This is a genomic window from Rathayibacter sp. VKM Ac-2801 (assembly GCF_009834245.1).
Taxonomy (GTDB): Bacteria; Actinomycetota; Actinomycetes; order Actinomycetales; family Microbacteriaceae; genus Rathayibacter.
This window is the reverse complement of sequence record NZ_CP047183.1, coordinates 1,365,604-1,387,139: the sequence shown is the minus strand read 5'-3', so window position 1 is coordinate 1,387,139 and position 21,536 is coordinate 1,365,604. Positions and strand designations below refer to the sequence as shown.

Here is a 21,536-nt window from a genome sequence, read left to right as displayed (position 1 = left end):
GCTGAGGATCAGCGGCCCGACATTCGCTCCCGGTCGCGGGGGTCGAGAGAGGCGACGACCTCGGTGCCGATGCCCTCCGAGGTGAACACCTCGAGCAGGATCGAGTGCGGGATGCGGCCGTCGATGATGGCGGCCTTGGGCACTCCCCCGCGCACGGCGTCGAGGCAGGCGGTCATCTTGGGGATCATGCCCGATTCGAGCGAGGGCAGCAGCACCGCGAGATCGTCCGAGCGGATGTGGGAGACGAGCGACTCTCGGTCGGGCCAGTCGGAGTAGAGGCCGGCCACGTCGGTGAGGATGACGAGCTTCTCGGCGCCGAGCGCGACGGCCAGCGCGGCGGCGGCGGCGTCGGCGTTGACGTTCAGCGACTGAGTGGGGTCGTCGGAGTCGGGAGCGATCGAGGACACGACCGGGATCCGCCCGGCCTCGAGCTGGGCGAGGACGGCGGCGGGGTCCACGGCGATCACGTCTCCGACGAGTCCGAGATCGTGCTCCTCTCCGTCGATCACGACACCGCGGCGGCGGCCGACGAAGAGGCCTGCGTCCTCTCCGGAGATGCCCGCCGCGAGGGGGCCGTGCTCGTTGATCCGGCGGACGATGTCCCGGCTGATGCTGCCGGTGAGCACCATCCGCACCACCTCCATCGCCTCGGGGCTCGTGACCCGGTAGCCGCCCCGGAACTCGCTCTCGATCCCGAGCCGGTCGAGCATCCGCGAGATCTGCGGCCCGCCGCCGTGGACGACGACGGGGCGAATCCCGGCGTAGCGCAGGTAGACCATGTCCTGGGCGAAGGAGCGCTGCAGCTCCTCCGACACCATCGCGTTGCCGCCGAACTTGATCACCATCGTGCGCCCGTGGAAGCTCTGCAGCCAGGGCAGCGCCTCGATGAGCGTCGCGGCCTTCCCGGGCGCGGCGTCGCGCTCGGCGCGGCTCTCGGCGGAGAGGGTGGTGTCGTCGCTCATGGCCGCCTCAGCTCGAGTACGCGGAGTTCTCGTGCACGTAGTCGTGCGTGAGGTCGTTGGTCCAGATCGTGGCCGTCGCGTCGCCGGCGTGCAGGTCGATGTCGACGGCGACCTCGCGAGGTGCGAGGTCGACGAGGTCGCGGCTCTCGTGCGGCTCGCCCGCTCGGCAGACCTGCACCCCGTTCATCGCGACGTCGATGCCGTACGGGTCGAACTGCGCATCGGTGGTGCCCACGGCGGCGAGGACGCGGCCCCAGTTGGGATCGTTGCCGAAGATCGCGGCCTTGAAGAGGTTGCTCCGGGACACGGCTCGGGCGACGACGACGGCCTCGTCCTCGGTCGCGGCGTTCAGCACGCGGATCGCGACGTCGTGGGCGGCGCCCTCCGCGTCGGCCTGCAGCTGCAGGGTGAGGTCGCGGCAGACCGCGGTCAGCGCCTCGGTGAACGCGTCGGCGTCGACCCCGACGCCGCTGGCGCCGCTGGCGAGCAGTGCGACGGTGTCGTTCGTCGACATGCAGCCGTCCGAGTCGAGGCGGTCGAAGGTGACTCGGGTCGCGGCGCGCAGGGCGGTGTCGAGAGCGGCGGAGTCGAGTGCCGCGTCGGTCGTGATCACGACCAGCATCGTCGCCAGGCCCGGCGCCAGCATCCCGGCACCCTTGGCCATGCCTCCGATGCTCCAGCCCTGCTCGGAGCGGACGACCGCCTGCTTCGGGACCGTGTCGGTGGTCATGATCGCGCGGGCGGCCGACTCGCCCGCCTCGGACCCGCCGGCGAGCTCGGCGGAGGCGCCGGTCACGCCGGCGGTGAGCTTCGCGAGGTCGAGCTGGTCGCCGATCAGCCCGGTGGAGCACACCAGCACATCGCCGGCGGACACTTCGAGGCTCTCGCCCACGAGCTCCGCGGTCCGGTGGGTGACCTGGAAGCCCTGGGCGCCGGTGTAGCAGTTGGCACCGCCGGAGTTGAGGACGATCGCCGAGACGACGCCGTCGCGCATCACCTGCTCGCTCCAGAGGACGGGGTTCGCCTTGCAGCGGTTGCTCGTGAAGACCGCGGCGGCGCTCTGCAGCGGGCCGAGGTTCTGCACGAGCGCGACGTCGCGCGCTCCGGTCGACTTCAGCCCGGCGACGACTCCGGCCGCCCGGAACCCTGCTGCTGCGGTGACGCTCACGGCGCGACTCCGTTCACGCTCAGGCCGAGGGACTCCGGGAGTCCCAGGGCGATGTTGGTGGACTGGACGGCCGCACCCGCGGTGCCCTTGACCAGGTTGTCGATGGCCGAGACGACCACGACGCGGCGGGCCCGCTCGTCCACGGCGAGGCCGATCAGCGCGGTGTTGGCCCCCACCACGTCGGCGGTCCGGGGGAAGGAGCCCTCCGGGAGCAGCTGCACGAAGGTCTCGTCGCCGTAGGCGGTCTCCCATGCGGCGCGCACGTCCTGCGCGGAGACGCCGGGGGCGAGGCGCGCGGTCGAGGTCGCCAGGATGCCCCGGGACATCGGCACGAGGACGGGGGTGAACGAGATCGAGACGGGGCCGGCTCCTGCGAGCAGGAGGTTCTGCCGGATCTCGGGATTGTGGCGGTGCGCGCCGCCGAGGCCGTAGGCGTGCGCGGAGCCGAGGAGCTCGCTGGCGAGCAGATCGGTCCGCAGGCTCTTGCCCGCACCCGAGGGGCCGACGGCGAGGACCGCGACCAGGTCCGACGGCTCGATCACTCCGGCGTGCAGGCCGGGGGCCAGGCCGAGAGTGATCGCCGTGACGTTGCAGCCGGGGACGGCGATGCGCCGCACTCCGGCGAGCGCCTCGCGCTGCTTGCGTCCGCCGCCGCCGATCAGCAGCTCCGGGAGCCCGTAGGGCCAGGCCCCGGCGAAGTCGCCCCCGTAGTAGTCGGCCCAGTCCTGCGGGTCGGTCAAGCGGTGGTCGGCGCCGCAGTCGACGACGAGGACGTCCTCGGGGAGGGTCGCGGTGATCTCGCCCGACTTCCCGTGCGGGAGGGCGAGGAAGACGACGTCGTGCCCGGCGAGGTTCCCGGTCGTCGTGTCGACGAGGACGAGGTCGCGGAGCGAGCGCAGGTGCGGGTGCACGGCGATGAGGGGCTGTCCGGCGTTGGCGTGCGCCGTCACCGTGCGCACCTCGAACTCGGGGTGGTCGGCGAGCAGTCGCAGCAGCTCGCCGCCCGCGTAGCCGCTCGCACCGGCCACCGCCACGGAGAAAGTCATGCCCGAGAGCCTAGCCGGTGCGGGTGCGGGGCCCCGCCCGGCCGAGCCGGTCGGGACCCCCGAGCTCACTCGCGGAGACGGGCGCCGAAGCGCTCCGCCGCCACGGCCACGCCGCTCTCCTTCGCCGCCGTGGCCTCGGCGGCCGTGAGCGTGCGGTCCGGCGCGCGGAAGCGCAGCGCGAACGTCAGCGACTTCGTCCCCTCGACGAGCCCGGTGCCGCGGTAGTCGTCGACCAGCCGGATCGCCTCGAGCAGTTCGCCCGCCCCCTCGGCGACGGCGGCGCGCACGTCGGCGGCTGCGGTGCCGACCGGCACGACGAGCGAGAGGTCCTGGGTCGCGGCGGGCAGCGCGCCCACCGGGCGGGCCACGACGACCCTCCCGGCCCGCGCGATCAGCGGCTCCAGGTCGAGCTCGACCACGGCGACACGGCGCGGCAGGTCGAGCTCCTCGGCGAGCGCCGGGAGCAGCTCCCCCGCGTGGCCGATGACCGCGCCGTCGAGGACGACCTCGGCGGTGCGACCCGGGTGCAGCGCGGCGTGGGCCCCCTGGCGCAGGACCAGCTCGCTGCCGGTCGCCGCAGAGACCTCGCGGACCACGTCGAGGGCGTCGCGCCAGTCGACGTCGCGGCCGGCGACACCGGGCTGGCGCACGACGGCGGCACCCGTGAGCAGCGCTGCGAGGTGCCGCGGCTGCGGCGGGATGCCCGCGTTCAGCTCCGCCTCGACGTCCGCGGACGGACGCGCGCCGCCCGCGGGGAGCGCCCGGGAGCCGAACGGGCGGCCGGCGGCCGGGAGGAAGACGGAGCCGAGCTCGTAGACCGCGAGATCCGTCAGGCCGCGCGAGCGGTTGCGGGCCGCGACCTGCACGAGCCCCGGCAGCAGCGAGATCCGCAGCTGGCCCGCAGTGGCGTCGAGCGGGTTGGCGAGCGTGATCTGCTCCTGCGGCTGCCCGTCGACCGAGCCGAGCCGGTCGTTGATCGAGCGCGAGAGGAACGGGTAGGAGAGCACTTCGGTCAGTCCCGCGGCGGCGAGCGCCTGGGCGAGGGTGCGGCGCAGACGCTGGCCCGGGGTCAGGCCGCGGCCGGGAGGCGCGACGGGCAGGATCGCCGGGATGCGGTCGTACCCGGTGATGCGGGCGACCTCCTCCGCGAGCGAGGCGCGGTCGACGAGGTCGGGGCGCCAGCTCGGCGGGGTGACCAGCAGGCCCGCTCCGCCGACCTCGACGGAGGCGCCGATCTCGACGAGCGCGCCGCGGATCTCCTCCGGGGTGTACTCCACTCCGATGAGGCCTGCGACGTAGCCGTCCGGCAGCTCGACCGGCTCCGCCGTGCGCGGGTCGGCGAGGACCGAGCCGAGCTCGTCCGCCGTGCCGCCGGCGAGCTCCACCAGCAGCTGCACCGCGCGGGCCGCGGCGACGGAGGCCACCTCGGGGTCGACGCCGCGCTCGAAGCGCCGCGACGCCTCGCTCGGCAGCTTGTGCCGGCGAGCCGTCCGGGCGATCGAGACCGGGTCGAAGTTCGCCGCCTCGAGCAGGACGTCCGAGGTGGCGTCCGAGATCTCGGTGCGCGCGCCCCCCATCACTCCGGCGAGGCCGATCGCCCCGCCGTCGTCGGCGATGACGAGGTCCTCCGCGTGCAGGCGCCGGGTCTGGCCGTCGAGCGTCTCGAGGGTCTCCCCCGGTGCGGCGCGGCGCACCACGATGCCGCCCTGCAGGGTCGCCAGGTCGTAGCCGTGCAGCGGCTGGCCGAGCTCGAACATCACGTAGTTGGTGATGTCCACGACGAGCGAGATCGAGCGGACGCCGGCCAGGCGCAGTCGCGCGAGCATCCACGGCGGCGTCGGCCGGGAGACGTCGACGCCCCGGACGACGCGCGTGACGAACACGGACGCGCCGGCACGGCCGCGGATCGGCGCCGCGTCGGCCACGGACACGGGGAAGACGGGCGCCGTCTCCGTGCGCTCGTGCGGAGGGAGCGCCTGAGCGGGATCGCGGAAGGCGGCTCCGGTGGCGTGGGCGTACTCGCGGGCGATGCCGCGGATCGAGAAGGCGTAGCCGCGGTCGGGCGTCACGTTGACCTCGACCGCGGCGTCGTCGAGACCGAGGAGCGCGATCGCGTCCGTGCCCGGCTCCGGGTCGAGCCCGAGCGAGGCGAGGCGGAGGATGCCGTCGTGGTCGTCTCCGAGGCCGAGCTCGCGGCTCGAGGCGATCATCCCGTCGGACACGTGCCCGTAGGTCTTGCGCGCGGAGATCGGGAAGGGCCCGGGCAGGACCGCGCCCGGCAGGGAGACGACGACCTTGTCGCCGGCTGCGAAGTTGTGGGCTCCGCAGACGATGCCGCGGACGTCCTCTCCGCCGTCGGCGGCCCGCCCGCCCTCCGGCGCCACGCGGACGTGGCACCAGTTGATGGTCTTGCCGTTCTTCTGCGGCTCCGGAGCGAGGTCGAGCACCTCGCCGACGACGACGGGACCGGTCACCTCGAAGCGGTGGACGTCCTCCTCCTCCAGGCCGACCGACACCAGGGCCGCGTGCACGGACTCCGTCGTGACGTCCTGCTCGAGGTCGACGTACTCCCCCAGCCAGCTCAGCGGGATGCGCATCAGATCACCATCCCGTACTGCTCGCTGAAGCGGACGTCGCCCTCGACCATGTCGCGCATGTCCTTCACGTCGTTGCGGAACATCAGCGTCCGCTCGATCCCCATGCCGAAGGCGAACCCGGAGTACTCCTCCGGATCGATGCCGGCCGCGCGCAGCACGTTCGGATTGACCATGCCGCAGCCGCCCCACTCGATCCAGCGGGCACCGCCGACGAAGGTCGGGTGCCAGACGTCCAGCTCGGCGCTGGGCTCGGTGAAGGGGAAGTAGTTCGGGCGCAGGCGGATGCGCGCGTCGTCGCCGAAGAGGATCCGCGCGACGTGCTCGAGGGTGCCGCGCAGGTGCGCCATGGTCAGGCCGCGGTCGACGGCGAGTCCCTCGAACTGCGTGAAGACGGGCGTGTGCGTCGCGTCGAGCTCGTCGGTGCGGTACACCCGGCCCGGAGCGATCACGTAGAGCGGCAGCGGGCGCTCGAGCATCGAGCGGATCTGCACCGGTGACGTGTGCGTGCGCAGCACCAGGTGCGAGTCGACGGGATCGACGAAGAAGGTGTCCTGCATGGCGCGAGCCGGGTGGTCCTCGTCGAAGTTCAGGGCGTCGAAGTTGAACCACTCGTTCTCGAGCTCCGGCCCCTCCGCGATCTCCCAGCCCATCCCGACGAACACGTCGGCGATCGACTCCTGGAGCAGCGAGAGGGGGTGGCGGGCGCCGCGGCGCACGAAGCTGGCGCCGGCGGTGACGTCCACGCGCTCGGCCTCGAGCGCGGCCGCGTCCTCGGCCTCGACGAGCTCGGCCTCGCGGGCGGCGTAGGCGTCGCCCACCTGCTTGCGGGCACCGCCGACGAGCTTGCCGGATGCGGCCTTGTGCTCGGGAGGGACGGAGCGCATCTGCGCATTGAGGCGGGCGAGGGCGGAGCCCTCGCCGAGGTGGGCGGCTCGGGCGGACTTCAGAGCGGCGGAGTCGCCCGCCGCGCCGATGGCGGCGAGGGCGTCGGCGACCGCCGCGGAGACGGCCTCGTCGGTGATCGGGTTGCTGTCTGACACGATCCCCCAGTGTAGGCGAGGGCCTCCGCCCCCTCCCGCCGCCCGCGCGCGGTGCTCGTCCCGGCTCGTCGCGCCGGGCGCGGCACTGAGGGAATCCTCTCGGATGCGCTCGGCGATCGCCGAACCTCTAAGGCGAACGGAGGAATCGCGTGCCAGCGATTCCTCCTAGCCGGACGCGGGACGCTCCGCAGAACCCGACCCCGTCGACAAGCCGACCGCGGTGAGGATCGCCCTCGGGCGATCCTCACGATTCAGTCCTGCACGGCGATCAGCTGCGTGTCCGTCTGCGCGCGGGCCGCGGGGTGGCCGCCGATGGTGCGGCCTCCGCGTCCGCCGCTCTTGGTGCGGATCTCGATCCACTTCGCCAGTCCCGAGAGGAGGAGGCAGATGCCGATGTAGATCGCGCCGATGACGATCGCCGCCGGGATGATCGGGCTGTCCAGGCTCGACTGGTTGCCCAGGTAGCGCGCGTAGTAGAGCAGCTCGTTGTAGGTGATGATCGACCCGAGCGCCGTGTCCTTGAGGGCGACGACGAGCTGGGCGATGATCACGGGCAGCATCGAGCGGATCGCCTGCGGGAACAGGATGAGCCGCATCACGCCGGCCTTCCGCAGGCCGATCGCGTAGCCCGCCTCCCTCTGTCCTCGCGGGAGGGCTTCGATGCCGGCGCGGAAGATCTCGGAGAAGACGGAGCCGTTGTAGAGGGTCAGGGCGATGACGACGGCGAGGTAGGGGCTGAGCTTGAGCCCCGCGAACGGCAGGCCGTAGTACATCAGCATCATCAGGATCAGGACGGGGATCGCCCGGAACAGCTCGATGAAGAGCGTGACGGGGAGGTTGATCCAGCGCCGGTCCGAGAGCCGGCCGATGGCCAGGAGGAGGCCGAGGACGAGGCTGGCGACGCCTGCCGTGGCGAACGCCGCGAGCGTGCGGCCGAGAGCGGCGCCGATGCTCTGCCAGACCAGCGGGTAGCCGAACGCCCGCCACTTGGAGGCGTCGAACTGGCCGGACTCGGCGAAGCGCCAGACCACGAAGCCCAGGAACGCGGCGATCAGCAGGACGACGACGACGCCGATGACGCGGTTGCGCACGATGGCCCGGGGGCCGGGGTTGTCGAAGAGGACGGAGCTCATCGGGCGACCCTCCACTTCTTCTCGAGCTGACGTTGGACGAGCGAGAGCAGGGTGACCAGGACCACGAAGACCAGGGCGACCCAGAGGACGACGATGAGGCTGTTCTCGCCGCGCTCGTTGAGCACGCGGACGATGGTGCCCGCCTCCGCGACCGAGAAGCCGGCGGCGACAGTGGTGTTCTTGAGCAGCGCGATCAGGACGCTCATGAGCGGCGGGATCACGGAGCGGAAGGCCTGGGGCAGGACGACCTGCGTCATGGTGAGGCCGAAGTCCAGGCCGATCGCGCGGGCCGCCTCGGCCTGGCCGATCGGCACGGTGTTGATGCCCGAGCGCAGCACCTCCGCGACGTAGGTCGCGGTGTAGAGGCTGAGGGCGCAGATCGCGAGGTTCGTGTAGTCCACCTGCGGCAGGTCGAGCTTGGGGTAGCCGAAGGCGAAGAAGAACATCACCAGCGTGAGCGGGGTGTTCCGGATGGTGTTCACGTACACCGTGCCGACCGCGCGGGCGATCGGGACGGGCGAGACGCGCATCGCGCCGACCACCGTGCCGATCAGCAGGGCGAACACGAGCGAGACGCTGAAGAGGATCAGGGTGTTGCCGAAGGCCGGGACGTAGACGTCGAGGTTGTTCAACAGGACATCCATGCGGCTGGCCCTTCTGTCGGAGCGGTGGTGGTGGTCGAGGAGGAGAAGACCCCCGGGCGGCGGTCGGGCCGCCCGGGGCGCCTCCTAGTAGTCGTTCACCGCCGGCTGGGTGACGGTCGTGCCGGACTGGCCGAGCGTCTCGTCGTAGATGGCGCTCCAGGTCTCGCCGCCGTCGGTCAGCATGCCGTTGACGAAGTGGCGCAGGGCGTCGTCGTCCTTGGGCAGGCCGATGCCGTACAGCTCGGTGCTGAAGGGCTCGCCGACGACCTTGAGCTCGTCGGGCTTCTGAGCGGCGTAGCCGATCAGGATCGCGCCGTCGGTGGTGACGGCGTCGACGGTGCCGTCGGAGAGCGCGTCCACGCACTGCGAGTACGTGTCGAACTCCTCGGTCTTCACCTCGGGGTAGTTGGTGCGGATGTTCTGGATCGGGGTCGAGCCGGTGGCCGAGCACACGGTGGTGTCGGCGGTGAGGTCGTCCGGTCCGGTGATCGTGTCGTTGTCGGCCGCGACGAGGAGCTGCTGGCCGGTCTCGAAGTAGGGTCCGGCGAAGCCGACCTGCTCCTTGCGCTTGTCGGTGATCGAGTAGGTGCCGACGTAGTAGTCGATGTCGCCGTTCACGATCGACGCCTCGCGGTTGGCCGACGGGATCGCCTTGAACTCGATGGCGTCGGCCGCGAAGCCGAGCGAGGCGGCGGTCCACTTCGCGATCTCGATGTCGAAGCCGGAGCGCTCGCCGGTCGCCGCGTCGAGGTAGCCCAGCCCGGGCTGGTCCTCCTTGACGCCGATGACGACCTTGCCGTCCGCGGTCATCGCATCGAAGGTCGGGCTGCCCTCGAGGGTGACGTCGGAGGCGACCTCGTACGCGGAGGTCCCTCCCTCGGAGCCTCCTCCGGCGCCGCCGCCGGCGGTTCCGGAGTCGCCGGAGCAGCCGGCGAGGGCGAGGGTCGCTGCTGCGAGTCCCGCGGTCATGAACATGAGCCTGGTGCGCATGGTCGTCCTTCCTGGGGTTCGGCCCGCCGGAGCGGGCGATGTCGGGTCGGCTCCCCAGTCACGGGTCCGACCTGCCTGGTGGCTGCTGATCGCGCTTCTAGTGCGTGATGAGCTTGGAGAGGAAGTCCTTGGCCCGGTCGGTGCGGGGCGCGGTGAAGAACGACTCCGGGTCGGTGTCCTCGAGGATCTCGCCGTCGGCCATGAACACGACGCGGTCGGCGGCCTTCCGGGCGAAGCCCATCTCGTGGGTGACGACGATCATCGTCATCCCGTCCTTGGCGAGCCCGACCATCACGTCGAGGACCTCGTTGATCATCTCGGGGTCCAGCGCCGAGGTCGGCTCGTCGAAGAGCATCACCTTCGGCTTCATCGCCAGCGCCCGCGCGATCGCGACGCGCTGCTGCTGCCCGCCCGAGAGCTGGGCCGGGGTCTTGGCGGCCTGGTGGCCGACGCCGACCCGGTCGAGCAGCGCCGTGGCCTGGGCCTCCGCCTCCTTGCGGGAGAGCCCCCGGACCTTGATCGGGCCGAGGGTGACGTTCTCGAGGATCGTCTTGTGCGCGAAGAGGTTGAACGACTGGAAGACCATCCCGACGTCGGCGCGGAGCGCGGCGAGGCCCTTGCCCTCCTCCGGGAGCTTCTGCCCGTCGATGGTGATGGTGCCCCCCGAGATCGTCTCGAGCCGGTTGACCGTGCGGCAGAGCGTCGACTTGCCGGACCCGGAGGGGCCGAGGACCACGACGACCTCGCCCCGGTGCACCGTCAGATCGATGTCCTTCAGGGCCTGGAAGTCGCCGTAGTGCTTCTGCACTCCGGAGAGGACGACGAGGGGTTCACCGGCGGGAGCGGCGGCGCGCTCGTCTTGCGGGGCTGTGACCATGCCGTCAGAGAATCACACGGGGATGGGCCGGTCAAATCATGAGGGAATTCTTAACCGAAGGGTAACAACGCACCCTGTTCTCCAGCTTGGCGGCCCCCTCGAGCCGATTCCTCTCAGGAACGCAGCGCGAAGGCGCTCTCGTACAGGCAGACGGAGGCCGCGGTCGCGAGGTTGAGCGACTCCGCCGCCCCGTAGATGGGCACCGCGACCACGCCGTCGACGAGGGCGAGCGACTCGTCCTCGAGGCCGCGCGCCTCGTTGCCGAAGACCCAGACGGTCGGCTGGGCGAGGTCGCCGCGGGCGCGGACATCGAGCAGGTCCTCCCCCTTCACGTCGGCCGCGACGGAGCGCAGGCCCACGCCTCGGAGCCGGCCCAGCACGTCGGCGAGGTCGGCTCCGACCGCGACCGGGAGGTGGAAGAGCGAGCCGGTCGTGGAGCGCACGACCTTGGGGTTGTAGAGGTCGACCGAGCGGCCGGAGAGCACGACGGCGTCGGCGCCGGCGGCGTCGGCGGCACGGATGATCGTGCCGAGGTTGCCCGGATCGCGGACCTCCTCGAGCACCGCCACGAGGCGCGGCTCGGAGGCGACGACGTCCTTGAGCGAGGTGGGGAACTGGCGGCAGACCGCGACGAAGCCCTGCGGAGTGACGGTGTCGGCCATCGCGTCGAGGACGTCCTCGGTCACGTACTCGATCTCGACCTCCGCCTCGGCGGCGGCGGCGACGATCTCGGGGTGCCGCTCCAGAGCGGTCGGAGTCGCGAACGACTCGACGATCAGCTCCGGGCGGTACTGCAGCGCCTCGGACAGGGCCTGCGGGCCCTCGAGGAGGAAGAGCCCCGTCTCGAGCCGCGCCGGGCGGCGGGTGAGCTTCGCCACGGAGCGGACACGGGGAGAGCGGGGGTTGTCGAGCATGCGGCGAGCCTATCGGCGCGCTGATCGCGGCCCCCGCAGACACGGCGCGGGAGGACCCGGGAACGACGGAGGGGGCCGCGACCTCTCGGTCGCGACCCCCTCCGGGAAGCCGTGCTGACTACGCTGCGGCCTTGGGCGCCGAGGTGTCGGCGGGCAGCGCGCTCTTCGCGGTCGCGACGAGCGAGGCGAAGGTGGCCGGCTCGGTGATCGCGAGGTCCGCGAGGATGCGGCGGTCGACCTGGACGCCGGCCAGGGCGAGGCCCTGGATGAAGCGGTTGTAGGTCAGGCCGTTCGCGCGGGACGCAGCGTTGATGCGCTGGATCCAGAGACGACGGAACTCGCCCTTCTTGGCGCGGCGGTCGCGGTACGAGTAGACGAGGGAGTGGGTGACCTGCTCCTTCGCCTTGCGGTAGAGGCGCGACCGCTGGCCGCGGTAGCCCGAGGCGCGCTCGAGGATGACGCGACGCTTCTTGTGGGCGTTGACGGCCCTCTTCACTCTTGCCATTGCTGTTTCTTCCTATCGATCCGTGTCGGCTGAGTAGCGACCACGCGGCGCAGCGGGCTGCGCCGGCGGTGGGCTACAGACCGAGAAGCTTCTTGGCGACCTTGGCGTCCTGCGGGGCGAGGACCTGGTCCTGGTTGAGTCGGCGCGTGCGGACGCTGGACTTCGACTCCAGGTTGTGGCGCATACCGGCCTGCTGCTTCATGAGCTTGCCGGAGCCGGTCACCTTGAAGCGCTTCTTGGCACCCGAGTGGGTCTTCATCTTGGGCATGTTCTCTCCTTGTGAACGTCACTCCGCGCTCGGCGGGGCGAAACCGGTGCCCCGCGAGCGGGGCGTCCACCGGCCCCGAGGCCGGGGCGGTGAAGTACTAGACGGACTCGGCCTCGGCCGTGTCCTCGGGGGTGTTGGCCTCGCGACGAGCGGCGCGGACCGCATTGGCCTCGGCCTTCGCCTCGGACTTGTTCTTCAGCGGGCCGATGACCATCACCATGTTGCGACCGTCGATGGTCGGGGTGGACTCGACCTGGCCGAACTCGGCGACGTCCTCCGCGAAGCGCTGGAGCAGGCGGACGCCCATCTCGGGGCGCGACTGCTCGCGACCGCGGAAGAGGATCATCGCCTTGACCTTGTCGCCGGCCTTCAGGAAGCCCTCGGCGCGCTTGCGCTTGGTCTCGTAGTCGTGCTTGTCGATCTTCAGGCGGAAACGGACCTCCTTGAGGATCGTGTTCGCCTGGTTGCGACGGGCTTCCTTGAGCTTCTGAGCCTGCTCGTACTTGAACTTCCCGTAGTCCATGATCTTGGCCACGGGCGGCTTGGAGTTGGGGGCGACCTCGACCAGGTCCAGGTCTGCGTCCTGCGCGAGTCGCAGGGCGACCTCGATCTTGACGACGCCGACCTGTTCTCCTGCGGGACCCACGAGGCGGACCTCGGGGACGCGGATACGGTCGTTGGTACGGGGATCGCTGATTGCGTTTCTCCTCTGATCTCGGTGAGTGCAGCTGCGCTGCCGGAGTCTTCTCCAGCGCACCCGAGAGAGGTGATCGTCCCGTCCACGTCGTGCCTGCAGCACGGCGCTCGCACCCTGTGACGCGGTTCCCGAGGCGGACCTCGAGAGCCGCAGCCCTGCCTCCGGCGGTCTGACGACCATCGGGGGCGGAGTGCTTCTGACCCGGTAACCTTGTGAAGCGGTCAAGCGCGGGTGGGAGAATCTCCACTTTCGAACCGAGGACATGCCTCGGAGCCCGGACAACCATAGCAGACCGGCGGCCCGCCCGACAGAGCGGATCCGGCCGCCCCTCGATCCGCTGCTCCGGCGGCCGCGCCCCTCCACCACGGACGACGAACGAAGGACCCATGGCCCAGTACGACGACGACTACACGCGACGATTCGGCGAGGACGGCGGCGCTTCCGACGTGGAGGCGGCTCGCGACATCGCGGAGGTGCCGGCGGTGGAGATCATCACCACCGCGGCCGTGCACCTGATGAGCGCGGCCGCCGTCAAGTGCGGGCTCGCCGACGAGCCCGGAGCGCAGGTCGACCTCGACGAGGCGCGCAAGCTCATCAACGCGCTCGCGGGCCTGGTCACGGCCGGGGCGCCCGACATCAGCGACATGCACGCCCGGAGCCTGCGCGACGGCCTCCGCACCCTCCAGCTCGCGTTCCGCGAGGCCTCCCCCATCGCCGACCCGATCGGCAAGGGCCCGGGCGAGAAGTGGACCGGCCCTGTCACCTGATCAGGAGTCAGCGGGCGGCGGCGAGCTGCAGCGTCATCGAGTCGACGCGCTGCGCGACGGTCTCGTCGGCCGCCCACCGCTCCCCCAGGCGTGCGACGAGGGCGCCGAGCGCGTCCTGATCGAGCCCCGGTCGCAGGCTCAGCACCACCACGAGCTCGGGGCCCGCGAGGCGCTGCTGCGGGTCTCCTGCGCGCACCTCGAGCGAGGCGACCGCCTGCTCCCCCTCCGCCCCCGCGCGCAGAGCTCGGAGCACCTCCGGATCGGCGGGGGCCGGCCGCCAGTCGCCGCCCTCCGCGATCGCCCAGAGGGCCGGGCGCCGGACCGCGAACTCCCGCTCGGACGCGGGGTCGAGGACCATCACCTCGGTGCCCTCCGCAACGGCCGCCAATGCCGCGCGGCGCCCGTCGACCGGGACGGGACGGGCAGCGGAGTCCCATCGGCGCATGCTGTCGACGCCGCTGAAGACGGGCAGCACCGTGCGGCCGTCCGGTCCGGCGACCGTCACGATCGCGAGCTCCTGCGTCTTGTCCGCTCGGAGTCCTCCGACGCCCTCTGCCTCCTCGCCGAGGCGGGCGACCAGCGGAATGAGCAGGCGGGAGGTGCGGAGCGCATCGACCACGGCCTCCGGGCCGCGAGTGCCGCGCGCGAAGGACTCGAGCGCGGCGACCAGCGCCTCCGGAGCGCTCCCGTCGTCCTCCGGCGCGGCGCTCGGCTCGAAGTGCCGGCCCGCCCAGGGGGTGCCGGCCGAGTCGGTCAGATGCGCCGGGAGCGGGCGGGGCTCACTCGGATGCGACATCCAGGGCCTCCGCGAGCGTGAACGCGCCCGCGTACAGCGCCTTGCCGACGATCGCGCCCTCGAGGCCCTGGGGCACGAGGTCGCGCAGAGCGGCGATGTCGTCGAGGTTCGAGATGCCACCCGAGGCGATCACGGGGCGGTGGGTGCGCGCCATGACCTGCTCGAGGAGCTCGAGGTTCGGGCCCTTGAGCGTGCCGTCCTTGGTGACGTCGGTGACGACGTAGCGGGTGCAGCCGGCCTCCTCCAGGCGGTCGAGGACCTGCCAGAGGTCGCCGCCCTCCTTGGTCCAGCCGCGCGCGGCGAGCGTGGTGCCTCGGACGTCGAGCCCGACGGCGATCTGGTCGCCGTACTGAGCGATGACGCTCGCCGCCCACTCGGGGTTCTCGAGCGCCGCGGTGCCGAGGTTGATGCGCTTCGCGCCGGCGCTCAGCGCGGACTCGAGGCTCCGGTCGTCGCGGATCCCGCCGGAGAGCTCGACGTTGACGCCCTTCACCTGCCGGATGACCTTCTTCATGATGCCGTGGTTGTCGCCGCGGCCGAAGGCGGCGTCGAGGTCGACGAGGTGGATCCACTCCGCGCCCTGGTCGGCCCAGTCGCCCGCGGCGTCGATGGGGTCGCCGTAGTTGGTCTCGGTTCCGGCCTCGCCCTGCGTGAGCCGCACGGCCTTGCCGCCCGCCACGTCGATCGCGGGCAGGAGGACCAGGCCCGGTGCCTTGGTGAACTCGCTCATCGTCATCCTCAGTCTCGGAGCCGGTGCCGACCCCTGGAGGCGCCGACCACCGGCCGATCCTAGTTCGTGCGGAGGGTGCCCAGCCAATTGGCCAGCAGCCGGAGCCCGGCGGCGCCCGACTTCTCGGGGTGGAACTGCGTGGCCGAGAGGGGCCCGTTCTCGACCGCCGCGATGAAGGGGCCGCCGTGGTCGGCCCAGGTGACCGCGGGACGCGGGAACGGCGGCATCACGTCGAGCGACCACTCACGGGCGCCGTAGGAGTGCACGAAGTAGAAGCGCTCCTCGGCGATGCCGTCGAAGAGCACCGAGCCCTCGGGAGCGGAGACGGTGTTCCAGCCCATGTGCGGGACGACCTCGGCCGGGAGGAGGTCGACCGTCCCCGGCCACTCCCCCAGACCCTCGCTCTCGACCCCGCGCTCGACACCGCGCTCGAAGAGCACCTGCATCCCGACGCAGATGCCCAGGACGGGGCGCCCGCCGGCGAGGCGCTTCTCGATGATCTCGCCGCCGCGGGCGCGGGTCAGCGCCGACATCACGGCGTCGAACGCACCGACGCCGGGCACGAGGAGGCCGTCCGCCTCCAGCGCCCGCTGCCGGTCCCCCGTCAGCTCGACGTCGGCACCGGCGAGCTCGAGCGCCTTGACGGCGGAGTGCACGTTCCCCGAGCCGTAGTCGTAGACCACGACGGAGGGACGGGCCGAGCTCACAGCGCGCCCTTCGTCGACGGCACGCCGGAGACGAGCGGATCGAGGGCCTTGGCCTGACGGAAGGCTCGGGCGAAGGCCTTGAACTCCGCCTCGGCGATGTGGTGCGGGTCCCTGCCGCCGAGCACCGTGACGTGCACGGTGAGCCCGGCGTTGAACGCGATCGCCTCGAAGACGTGGCGCACCATCGACCCGGTGAAGTGGCCGCCGATCAGGTGCAGCGCGAAGCCCTCCGGCTCACCGGTGTGGACGAGGTAGGGGCGCCCCGAGATGTCGACGACCGCCTGCACGAGGGCCTCGTCGAGGGGGACGAGCGCGTCGCCGAAGCGGGAGATCCCGGCCTTGTCGCCGAGCGCCTGGCGGATGGCCGTGCCGAGCACGATGCCGATGTCCTCCGCCGTGTGGTGGATGTCGATCTCGATGTCGCCGCGGGCCCGGACGCGCAGATCCGTGAGCGAGTGCTTCGCGAACGCCGTCAGCAGGTGGTCGAAGAAGGGCACGCCGGTCTCGAGGTCGGCGACGCCCGTGCCGTCGAGGTCGAGCGAGAGCTCGATGCTCGACTCGCTGGTGGCACGGCTGAGGGAGGCGGTGCGCCCGGGTGCGGCGCTCGGGGAGGTCATGCCTCCCAGTCTATTCGCGCCGGGTCACCGCTCCCCGGGCGGCGCTCACTCGCGCGAGAGCGCCACCGCGGGGTCGGAGGACGGGGCGGGGAGCGAGGCGAGCGCCTGGAGGAACGCGGTCGTCTCCTCCTCGGTGCCGGCGCTGACACGGAGGTGGTTCGGGATGCCGACGTCCCGGATGAGGACGCCGCGGGCGAGCAGGCCCTCGAACACGGCGGCCGGGTCCTCGACGCCGCCGAAGAGGACGAAGTTGCTGCCGGTCGGGTAGGGGCGGTAGCCGAGGGCGCGCAGGCCGTCGATCATCCGGTCGCGCTGCACGATGATCTCGCCGACCATCGCGAGCATCTCGTCGGCGTGGGCGAGGGCGGCGGTCGCAGCGGCCTGGGTGAGGGCCGACAGGTGGTACGGGAGGCGGACGAGGCGGAGCGCGTCGATCACCGCGGGGTCGGCGGCGAGGTAGCCCAGACGGACGCCGGCGAAGGCGAAGGCCTTGCTCATGGTGCGGGACACGAGCAGGCGCGGGCGGCCGGGGAGGAGGCTCAGCGCGGTGGGCGCGTCCCTGCCGGCGAACTCGGCGTAGGCCTCGTCGACGACGACGATGCCGTCGGTCGCGTCGTAGACCGCCTCGATCACGGCGAGGTCGAGCGGCGTCCCGGTCGGGTTGTTCGGAGCGCAGAGGAAGACGATGTCGGGCCGGGACCGGCGCACCTGCTCGGCGGCGTACTCGGCTCCGACCTCGAACTCCGCCTCGCGCGGAGCGGGGATCCACTCGGTCCCGCTCCCCGACGCGAGGATCGAGTACATCGAGTAGGTGGGCGCGAAGCCCAGCAGCGAGCGTCCGGGACCGCCGAACGCCTGCAGAACGTGCTGGAGGACCTCGTTCGATCCGTTCGCAGCCCACACGCCGTCCGCGGTGAGCCCGTGCCCGAGGTAGCCGGCGAGGGAGTCGCGCAGCTCGCGGAACTCGCGGTCGGGGTACCGGTTGACCGTCCGCAGCGCCTCGGAGACCCGTCCGACGATGTCGGCGATGACGTCGTCCGGAACGGGGTGGGTGTTCTCATTGACGTTGAGGGCCACGGGCACGACCGCCTGGGGCGCGCCGTACGGGTGCTTGCCTCGGAGGTCGTCGCGGAGGGGCAGGTCGTCGAGAGTCGTCACCAGGGAATGGTAGCGAAGCGCCCGAGGCGGACGGCCGGGCCGCCCGGCTCAGCCGACGGTGTCGTACTCGGCCGGGATGGCGAGGCGCTGCCCGGGCTCGACCCCCGCGCTCGAGAGCTGGTTGAGGGAGAGGATGTCATCGACCACGTCGCGCGGGTCCGCCTGCGGGGCGAGCTCCTCGGCGAGCGACCAGAGCGACTCGCCCGCGTGGACGGTGACGTACTGGAACTCGACCGCAGCCGCATCGCTCGACGCGACCGCTCCGCCGCCGTTGAGCCCGAAGGCGAAGGCGCCCGCCACGATCGGCAGTGCGCCGAGAGCGGCGACCACGGCGCGGCCGCGGCGGGTGAGGCGCAGCCGGGTGCTGACGATCCGCGCACCGCCGGAGGCTTCCGCCGGCTCGGGAGCGGACGGCAGGACCTCGACGGGCCGAGCCGCGGAGGAGTGCTGCAGCAGGCGGGAGGTGAGCTGTGCGGTCATGGGATCGCTCCTTTCAACAGGGATTCGGGGAGGCCCTCGGCCGGGAGGGCCGCCCCGAACGCCTGTACCGAACATATCTTCGAATGACCGAGCGGTCAAGGAACCGTCCGGGCTGATCCGCGGGCGGGCCCGCGCGCGACACACTCGAACGAATGTTCCGCGTCGGGACTCGCGGCGGATACAGTTTCGAGAGCCTGGTCGTAGTACAGCAGCGACCACCGACATTCCTTGTCGGGTCGCGACCGGGCGGGCGCGCACGCGGCGTGCGCACCGGGAAGAGGGAGCATCGTGAGCGACGCGCAGACGGCCGGGACGCCGGCCGCCAAGACGAGGGCGGCCGCGGGCCGGCGCCGGAAGAGCCTGAGCGCCAAGCAGCTCGCGATCCTCGACGCGATCCAGCGCTCGGTGTCGAGCCGCGGCTACCCGCCGAGCATGCGCGAGATCGGCGACGCGGTCGGCCTCGCCTCGCTGTCGAGCGTCACCCACCAGCTCAACCAGCTCGAGCTCAGCGGCTATCTGCGCCGCGACCCGAACCGGCCCCGCGCCCTCGAGATCCTCATCGACGTCCCCAGCTCGACGGAGGACGACGGTTCGTTCGAGTCGACAGCGACGGTCGGCGACGCGGCGATGGTCCCCCTCGTCGGCCGGATCGCGGCGGGCGTGCCGATCATGGCCGACCAGCAGATCGACGAGGTGTTCCCGCTGCCCCGTCAACTCGTCGGCAAGGGCGAGCTCTTCATGCTCAAGGTCGTCGGCGAGTCGATGATCGACGCCGCGATCTGCGACGGCGACTGGGTCGTGGTCCGCTCGCAGCGCACCGCCGAGAACGGCGAGATCGTGGCGGCCATGCTCGACGGCGAGGCCACCGTCAAGGTGCTGCGCCAGCGCGACGGCCACACCTGGCTGCTCCCCCGCAACTCCAACTTCGAGCCGATCCTCGGCGATGAGGCCGAGGTGCTCGGGAAGATCGTGGCGGTCCTCCGCTCGGTCTGACGCCGGTCGGGCAGGAGGGGCCCGACCGGGATGCAGCCGGTCGGGCCCTTCTGCGTTCGACGGGCGCCGACGATCGGGGCGCGCGCCCCCTCCGTCGCGGTCGGGGGACGGCGGAGGAGGGCTGCCGCCTCCCCGTCGCCGAGCGCCCGGCCGCCGCAGCGGGTCGAGGGCGCGAGACGCCGCACCTCCTCCCGGATGCACGGAGCGCCCGCCTCCCGGACGGGGAGACGGGCGCTGCGATGGTGGGGATCAGGCCTGGGCGGCCGCCCGCGGAACCGCGAACTCGGTGAGCGAACCCGCCAGATCGGCGTGCACGAGGGCGACCACGTGCGTGCCGCCCTCGACGTACTGCGTCGACAGGATCCGGCCGCTGCGGTGCAGATGCGAGATCACGTCGCCCCGGTCGTACGGCACGAGCAGGTCGATCTCGACGTCCGGCTCGGGCAGGATCTCGGCGATCCGCGCCTCCAGCTCGTCGATGCCCTCGCCGCTGCGCGCCGACACGAAGACCGCGTCCGGAGCGAGACCGCGCAGCACCAGGCGCGTGCCCTCGTCCACGAGATCGGCCTTGTTGAAGGCGATGATCTCGGGGATGCTGCGGGCGCCCACCTCTCCGATCACGTCGCGCACGGTGGCGATCTGCCCGGCGGGATCGGGGTGGGAGGCGTCCACGACGTGGACGATCACGTCGGAGTCCGCCACCTCCTCGAGCGTCGACCGGAACGCCTCGACGAGCTGGTGCGGAAGCGCTCGCACGAAGCCGACGGTGTCGGCGAGCGTGTACAGGCGCCCGTCCTTCGTCTGGGCCTTGCGGACGGTGGCGTCGAGGGTCGCGAAGAGCGAGTTCTCGACGAGGACGCCCGCATGCGTCATCCGGTTCAGCAGGCTTGACTTGCCGGCGTTCGTGTAGCCCGCGATCGCCACCGAGGGGACGGCGTTGCGCTTGCGGTTCGCGCGCTTGGCCTCGCGGGCGGGCTTCATCGCCGTGATCTGCTTGCGCAGGCGTGCCATGCGGGTGTGGATGCGGCGGCGATCGAGCTCGATCTTCGTCTCACCCGGACCGCGCGAGCCCATTCCGGCTCCCGCACCCACCTGGCCTCCGGCCTGGCGGGACATCGACTCGCCCCAGCCGCGCAGTCGCGGGAGCAGGTACTCGAGCTGCGCGAGCTCGACCTGCGCCTTGCCCTCGCGGCTCTTCGCGTGCTGGCTGAAGATGTCGAGGATCACCGCGGTGCGATCGATCACCTTGACCTTCACCACGTCCTCCAGCGCGCGGCGCTGGCTCGGTGCGAGCTCGGTGTCGGCGACGACCGTGTCCGCGCCGAGCGCGGCGACGAGCCCCGCGAGCTCCTGGGCCTTGCCCTTGCCGAGGTAGGTGCTCGGATCGGGGTGCGGGCGGCGCTGGAGCAGGCCGTCGAGGACCGTTGCTCCCGCCGTCTCCGCGAGCGCGGCGAGCTCGTGCAGCGAGTTCTCCGCGTCCTCCAGCGAGTTCTGCGAGTACACGCCGATGAGCACGACGTTCTCCAGGCGCAGCTGGCGGTACTCGACCTCGGTGACGTCCTCGAGCTCGGTCGAGAGGCCGGCGACGCGTCGCAGCGCCTGCCGGTCGTCGCGGTCGAACTGCTCGCCGTCGCTGTTCTCGCCCTCGTGGCCGGCGCTCTGCAGCGCCTGGGCTCCACCCGCGACGAAGCGCGAGTACCCTGCCGAGCGCGACTGCGCGTTCGCCAGGACCCTCGAGACGACGTCCACGGCCTCGGTCGTGTCGGTCTCGTTCAGGTCTTCCGTCATCCGGATAACACTAACTCCTCAGGTCTTGATAGGTTCACTTCTCATGGCCGCCGAGCACTACTTCTCGAGTACTCCCGACGGCGACCTCCGGCCCCGCAGGATCCGGGCCCGCCTGGCCGGCCGCGACCTCGAGGTCACGACGGCAGGAGGGGTGTTCAGCCCCGGTCACGTCGATCTGGGCACGCGCGTCCTGCTGGACGCAGTACCCGACGCCCCCGCTGACGGGGACCTGCTGGATCTCGGCTGCGGTTGGGGGCCGATCGCCCTCGCGCTCGCCCTCGCCTCCCCCGACGCCCGGGTGTGGGCGGTCGACGTCAACCAGCGGGCGCTCGAGCTGGTCCGTCGCAACTGCGAGGAACTCGGCGTCCTCAACGTCAACGCCGTGCTGCCCGAGGATGTTCCCGACGACGTGCGCTTCCGCACCGTCTGGTCGAACCCGCCGATCCGCATCGGCAAGGAGGAGCTGCACCTCCTGCTCGAGCGCTGGCTGCCGCGCCTCGAGGAGGGCGCGGACGCCTGGCTCGTCGTGCAGCGCAACCTCGGCTCCGACTCGCTGCAGACCTGGCTGGGCGCAGCGTTCGCCGGACGGCTCGACGTGCAGCGCGTCTCCTCGGCGAAGGGCTTCCGCGTACTGCGGACGACCCGCCTGGGCTGACCCG

General features: G+C 71.8%; 23 protein-coding genes. 3 read left to right on the top strand and 20 right to left on the bottom strand.

Annotated elements, in window-relative coordinates; genetic code table 11:
- Positions 1-8: 8 nt before the first annotated feature.
- The 13 genes from argB to infC form a co-directional block, all read right to left on the bottom strand.
- Positions 9-962 carry an acetylglutamate kinase gene (gene argB, locus GSU45_RS06385; RefSeq protein WP_159913638.1) on the bottom strand — a complete coding sequence of 318 codons (954 nt, stop codon included), beginning with the start codon at positions 960-962 and terminating at the stop codon, positions 9-11.
- Positions 963-969: 7 nt separating this feature from the next.
- Positions 970-2,130 carry a bifunctional glutamate N-acetyltransferase/amino-acid acetyltransferase ArgJ gene (gene argJ / locus GSU45_RS06380; protein WP_159913636.1) on the bottom strand — a complete coding sequence of 387 codons (1,161 nt, stop codon included), beginning with the start codon at positions 2,128-2,130 and terminating at the stop codon, positions 970-972.
- Entirely contained in the window at positions 2,127-3,176 is a 1,050-nt protein-coding gene (gene argC / locus GSU45_RS06375) for an N-acetyl-gamma-glutamyl-phosphate reductase (RefSeq protein WP_159913634.1), read from the bottom strand. Before argC ends, argJ begins: the two co-directional genes overlap by 4 nt.
- A gap of 65 nt (positions 3,177-3,241) precedes the next feature.
- The gene (gene pheT, locus GSU45_RS06370) at positions 3,242-5,773 is read right to left on the bottom strand and encodes a phenylalanine--tRNA ligase subunit beta (protein WP_159913632.1); all 2,532 of its coding nucleotides are present in this window, start codon (positions 5,771-5,773) and stop codon (positions 3,242-3,244) included.
- On the bottom strand, positions 5,773-6,813 hold the full coding sequence (gene pheS / locus GSU45_RS06365) for a phenylalanine--tRNA ligase subunit alpha (RefSeq protein WP_104226313.1): 1,041 nt from the start codon (positions 6,811-6,813) through the stop codon (positions 5,773-5,775). The genes pheT and pheS overlap by 1 nt, the downstream gene beginning before the upstream one ends.
- Positions 6,814-7,064: 251 nt before the next feature.
- Positions 7,065-7,946, bottom strand: coding sequence for an amino acid ABC transporter permease (locus GSU45_RS06360; protein WP_159913630.1), 882 nt, complete (start codon positions 7,944-7,946; stop codon positions 7,065-7,067).
- On the bottom strand, positions 7,943-8,590 hold the full coding sequence (locus tag GSU45_RS06355; protein ID WP_104224491.1) for an amino acid ABC transporter permease: 648 nt from the start codon (positions 8,588-8,590) through the stop codon (positions 7,943-7,945). Before GSU45_RS06355 ends, GSU45_RS06360 begins: the two co-directional genes overlap by 4 nt.
- An 84-nt stretch (positions 8,591-8,674) precedes the next feature.
- Positions 8,675-9,580 (bottom strand): glutamate ABC transporter substrate-binding protein, encoded by a 906-nt coding sequence (locus GSU45_RS06350; RefSeq protein ID WP_159913628.1) that lies wholly within the window; start codon positions 9,578-9,580, stop codon positions 8,675-8,677.
- A 97-nt stretch (positions 9,581-9,677) separates the two neighbouring features.
- Positions 9,678-10,457 (bottom strand): amino acid ABC transporter ATP-binding protein, encoded by a 780-nt coding sequence (locus GSU45_RS06345; protein WP_159913626.1) that lies wholly within the window; start codon positions 10,455-10,457, stop codon positions 9,678-9,680.
- 113 nt (positions 10,458-10,570) lie between these two features.
- Positions 10,571-11,371, bottom strand: coding sequence for an RNA methyltransferase (locus tag GSU45_RS06340; RefSeq protein WP_104224488.1), 801 nt, complete (start codon positions 11,369-11,371; stop codon positions 10,571-10,573).
- Between the two features lie 118 nt (positions 11,372-11,489).
- Positions 11,490-11,876: a 50S ribosomal protein L20 gene (rplT, locus tag GSU45_RS06335; RefSeq protein WP_104224487.1), complete on the bottom strand. Its 387-nt coding sequence runs from the start codon at positions 11,874-11,876 to the stop codon at positions 11,490-11,492.
- Between the two features lie 73 nt (positions 11,877-11,949).
- On the bottom strand, positions 11,950-12,144 hold the full coding sequence (gene rpmI / locus GSU45_RS06330; RefSeq protein WP_056042364.1) for a 50S ribosomal protein L35: 195 nt from the start codon (positions 12,142-12,144) through the stop codon (positions 11,950-11,952).
- A gap of 97 nt (positions 12,145-12,241) precedes the next feature.
- Complete coding sequence (gene infC / locus GSU45_RS06325) at positions 12,242-12,841, bottom strand: translation initiation factor IF-3 (protein WP_084415833.1); 600 nt, start codon at positions 12,839-12,841, stop codon at positions 12,242-12,244.
- 386 nt (positions 12,842-13,227) lie between these two features.
- Between infC and GSU45_RS06320 the strand changes: the two genes are divergently transcribed.
- On the top strand, positions 13,228-13,608 hold the full coding sequence (locus tag GSU45_RS06320; RefSeq protein ID WP_104313470.1) for a DUF1844 domain-containing protein: 381 nt from the start codon (positions 13,228-13,230) through the stop codon (positions 13,606-13,608).
- A 7-nt stretch (positions 13,609-13,615) separates the two neighbouring features.
- Here the strand turns inward: GSU45_RS06320 and GSU45_RS06315 are convergent, their stop codons facing one another.
- From GSU45_RS06315 to GSU45_RS06290, 6 genes are read right to left on the bottom strand one after another with little or no spacing between them, the layout of a single operon-like run.
- The gene (locus tag GSU45_RS06315; RefSeq protein WP_159913624.1) at positions 13,616-14,404 is read right to left on the bottom strand and encodes an SseB family protein; all 789 of its coding nucleotides are present in this window, start codon (positions 14,402-14,404) and stop codon (positions 13,616-13,618) included.
- Positions 14,388-15,134 carry a bifunctional 1-(5-phosphoribosyl)-5-((5-phosphoribosylamino)methylideneamino)imidazole-4-carboxamide isomerase/phosphoribosylanthranilate isomerase PriA gene (priA, locus tag GSU45_RS06310; RefSeq protein WP_104276102.1) on the bottom strand — a complete coding sequence of 249 codons (747 nt, stop codon included), beginning with the start codon at positions 15,132-15,134 and terminating at the stop codon, positions 14,388-14,390. Before priA ends, GSU45_RS06315 begins: the two co-directional genes overlap by 17 nt.
- Positions 15,135-15,193: 59 nt before the next feature.
- Positions 15,194-15,841, bottom strand: coding sequence for an imidazole glycerol phosphate synthase subunit HisH (hisH, locus tag GSU45_RS06305; protein ID WP_104224485.1), 648 nt, complete (start codon positions 15,839-15,841; stop codon positions 15,194-15,196).
- On the bottom strand, positions 15,838-16,458 hold the full coding sequence (gene hisB, locus GSU45_RS06300; protein WP_104224484.1) for an imidazoleglycerol-phosphate dehydratase HisB: 621 nt from the start codon (positions 16,456-16,458) through the stop codon (positions 15,838-15,840). Before hisB ends, hisH begins: the two co-directional genes overlap by 4 nt.
- Positions 16,459-16,503: 45 nt before the next feature.
- A complete protein-coding gene (locus GSU45_RS06295; protein ID WP_159916931.1) occupies positions 16,504-17,619 on the bottom strand; it encodes a histidinol-phosphate transaminase in 1,116 nt (371 codons plus the stop codon).
- Positions 17,620-17,664: 45 nt separating this feature from the next.
- Positions 17,665-18,096, bottom strand: a complete 432-nt coding sequence (locus tag GSU45_RS06290; RefSeq protein WP_159913622.1) for a LysM peptidoglycan-binding domain-containing protein — start codon at positions 18,094-18,096, stop codon at positions 17,665-17,667.
- Positions 18,097-18,456: 360 nt separating this feature from the next.
- On the opposite strand from GSU45_RS06290, the gene lexA reads away from it, so the two are divergent.
- Positions 18,457-19,089 (top strand): transcriptional repressor LexA, encoded by a 633-nt coding sequence (gene lexA / locus GSU45_RS06285; RefSeq protein ID WP_244248283.1) that lies wholly within the window; start codon positions 18,457-18,459, stop codon positions 19,087-19,089.
- Between the two features lie 249 nt (positions 19,090-19,338).
- Here the strand turns inward: lexA and hflX are convergent, their stop codons facing one another.
- Complete coding sequence (hflX, locus tag GSU45_RS06280) at positions 19,339-20,877, bottom strand: GTPase HflX (RefSeq protein WP_159913618.1); 1,539 nt, start codon at positions 20,875-20,877, stop codon at positions 19,339-19,341.
- 43 nt (positions 20,878-20,920) lie between these two features.
- On the opposite strand from hflX, the gene GSU45_RS06275 reads away from it, so the two are divergent.
- On the top strand, positions 20,921-21,532 hold the full coding sequence (locus GSU45_RS06275) for a methyltransferase (RefSeq protein ID WP_159913616.1): 612 nt from the start codon (positions 20,921-20,923) through the stop codon (positions 21,530-21,532).
- Positions 21,533-21,536: the final 4 nt, after the last annotated feature.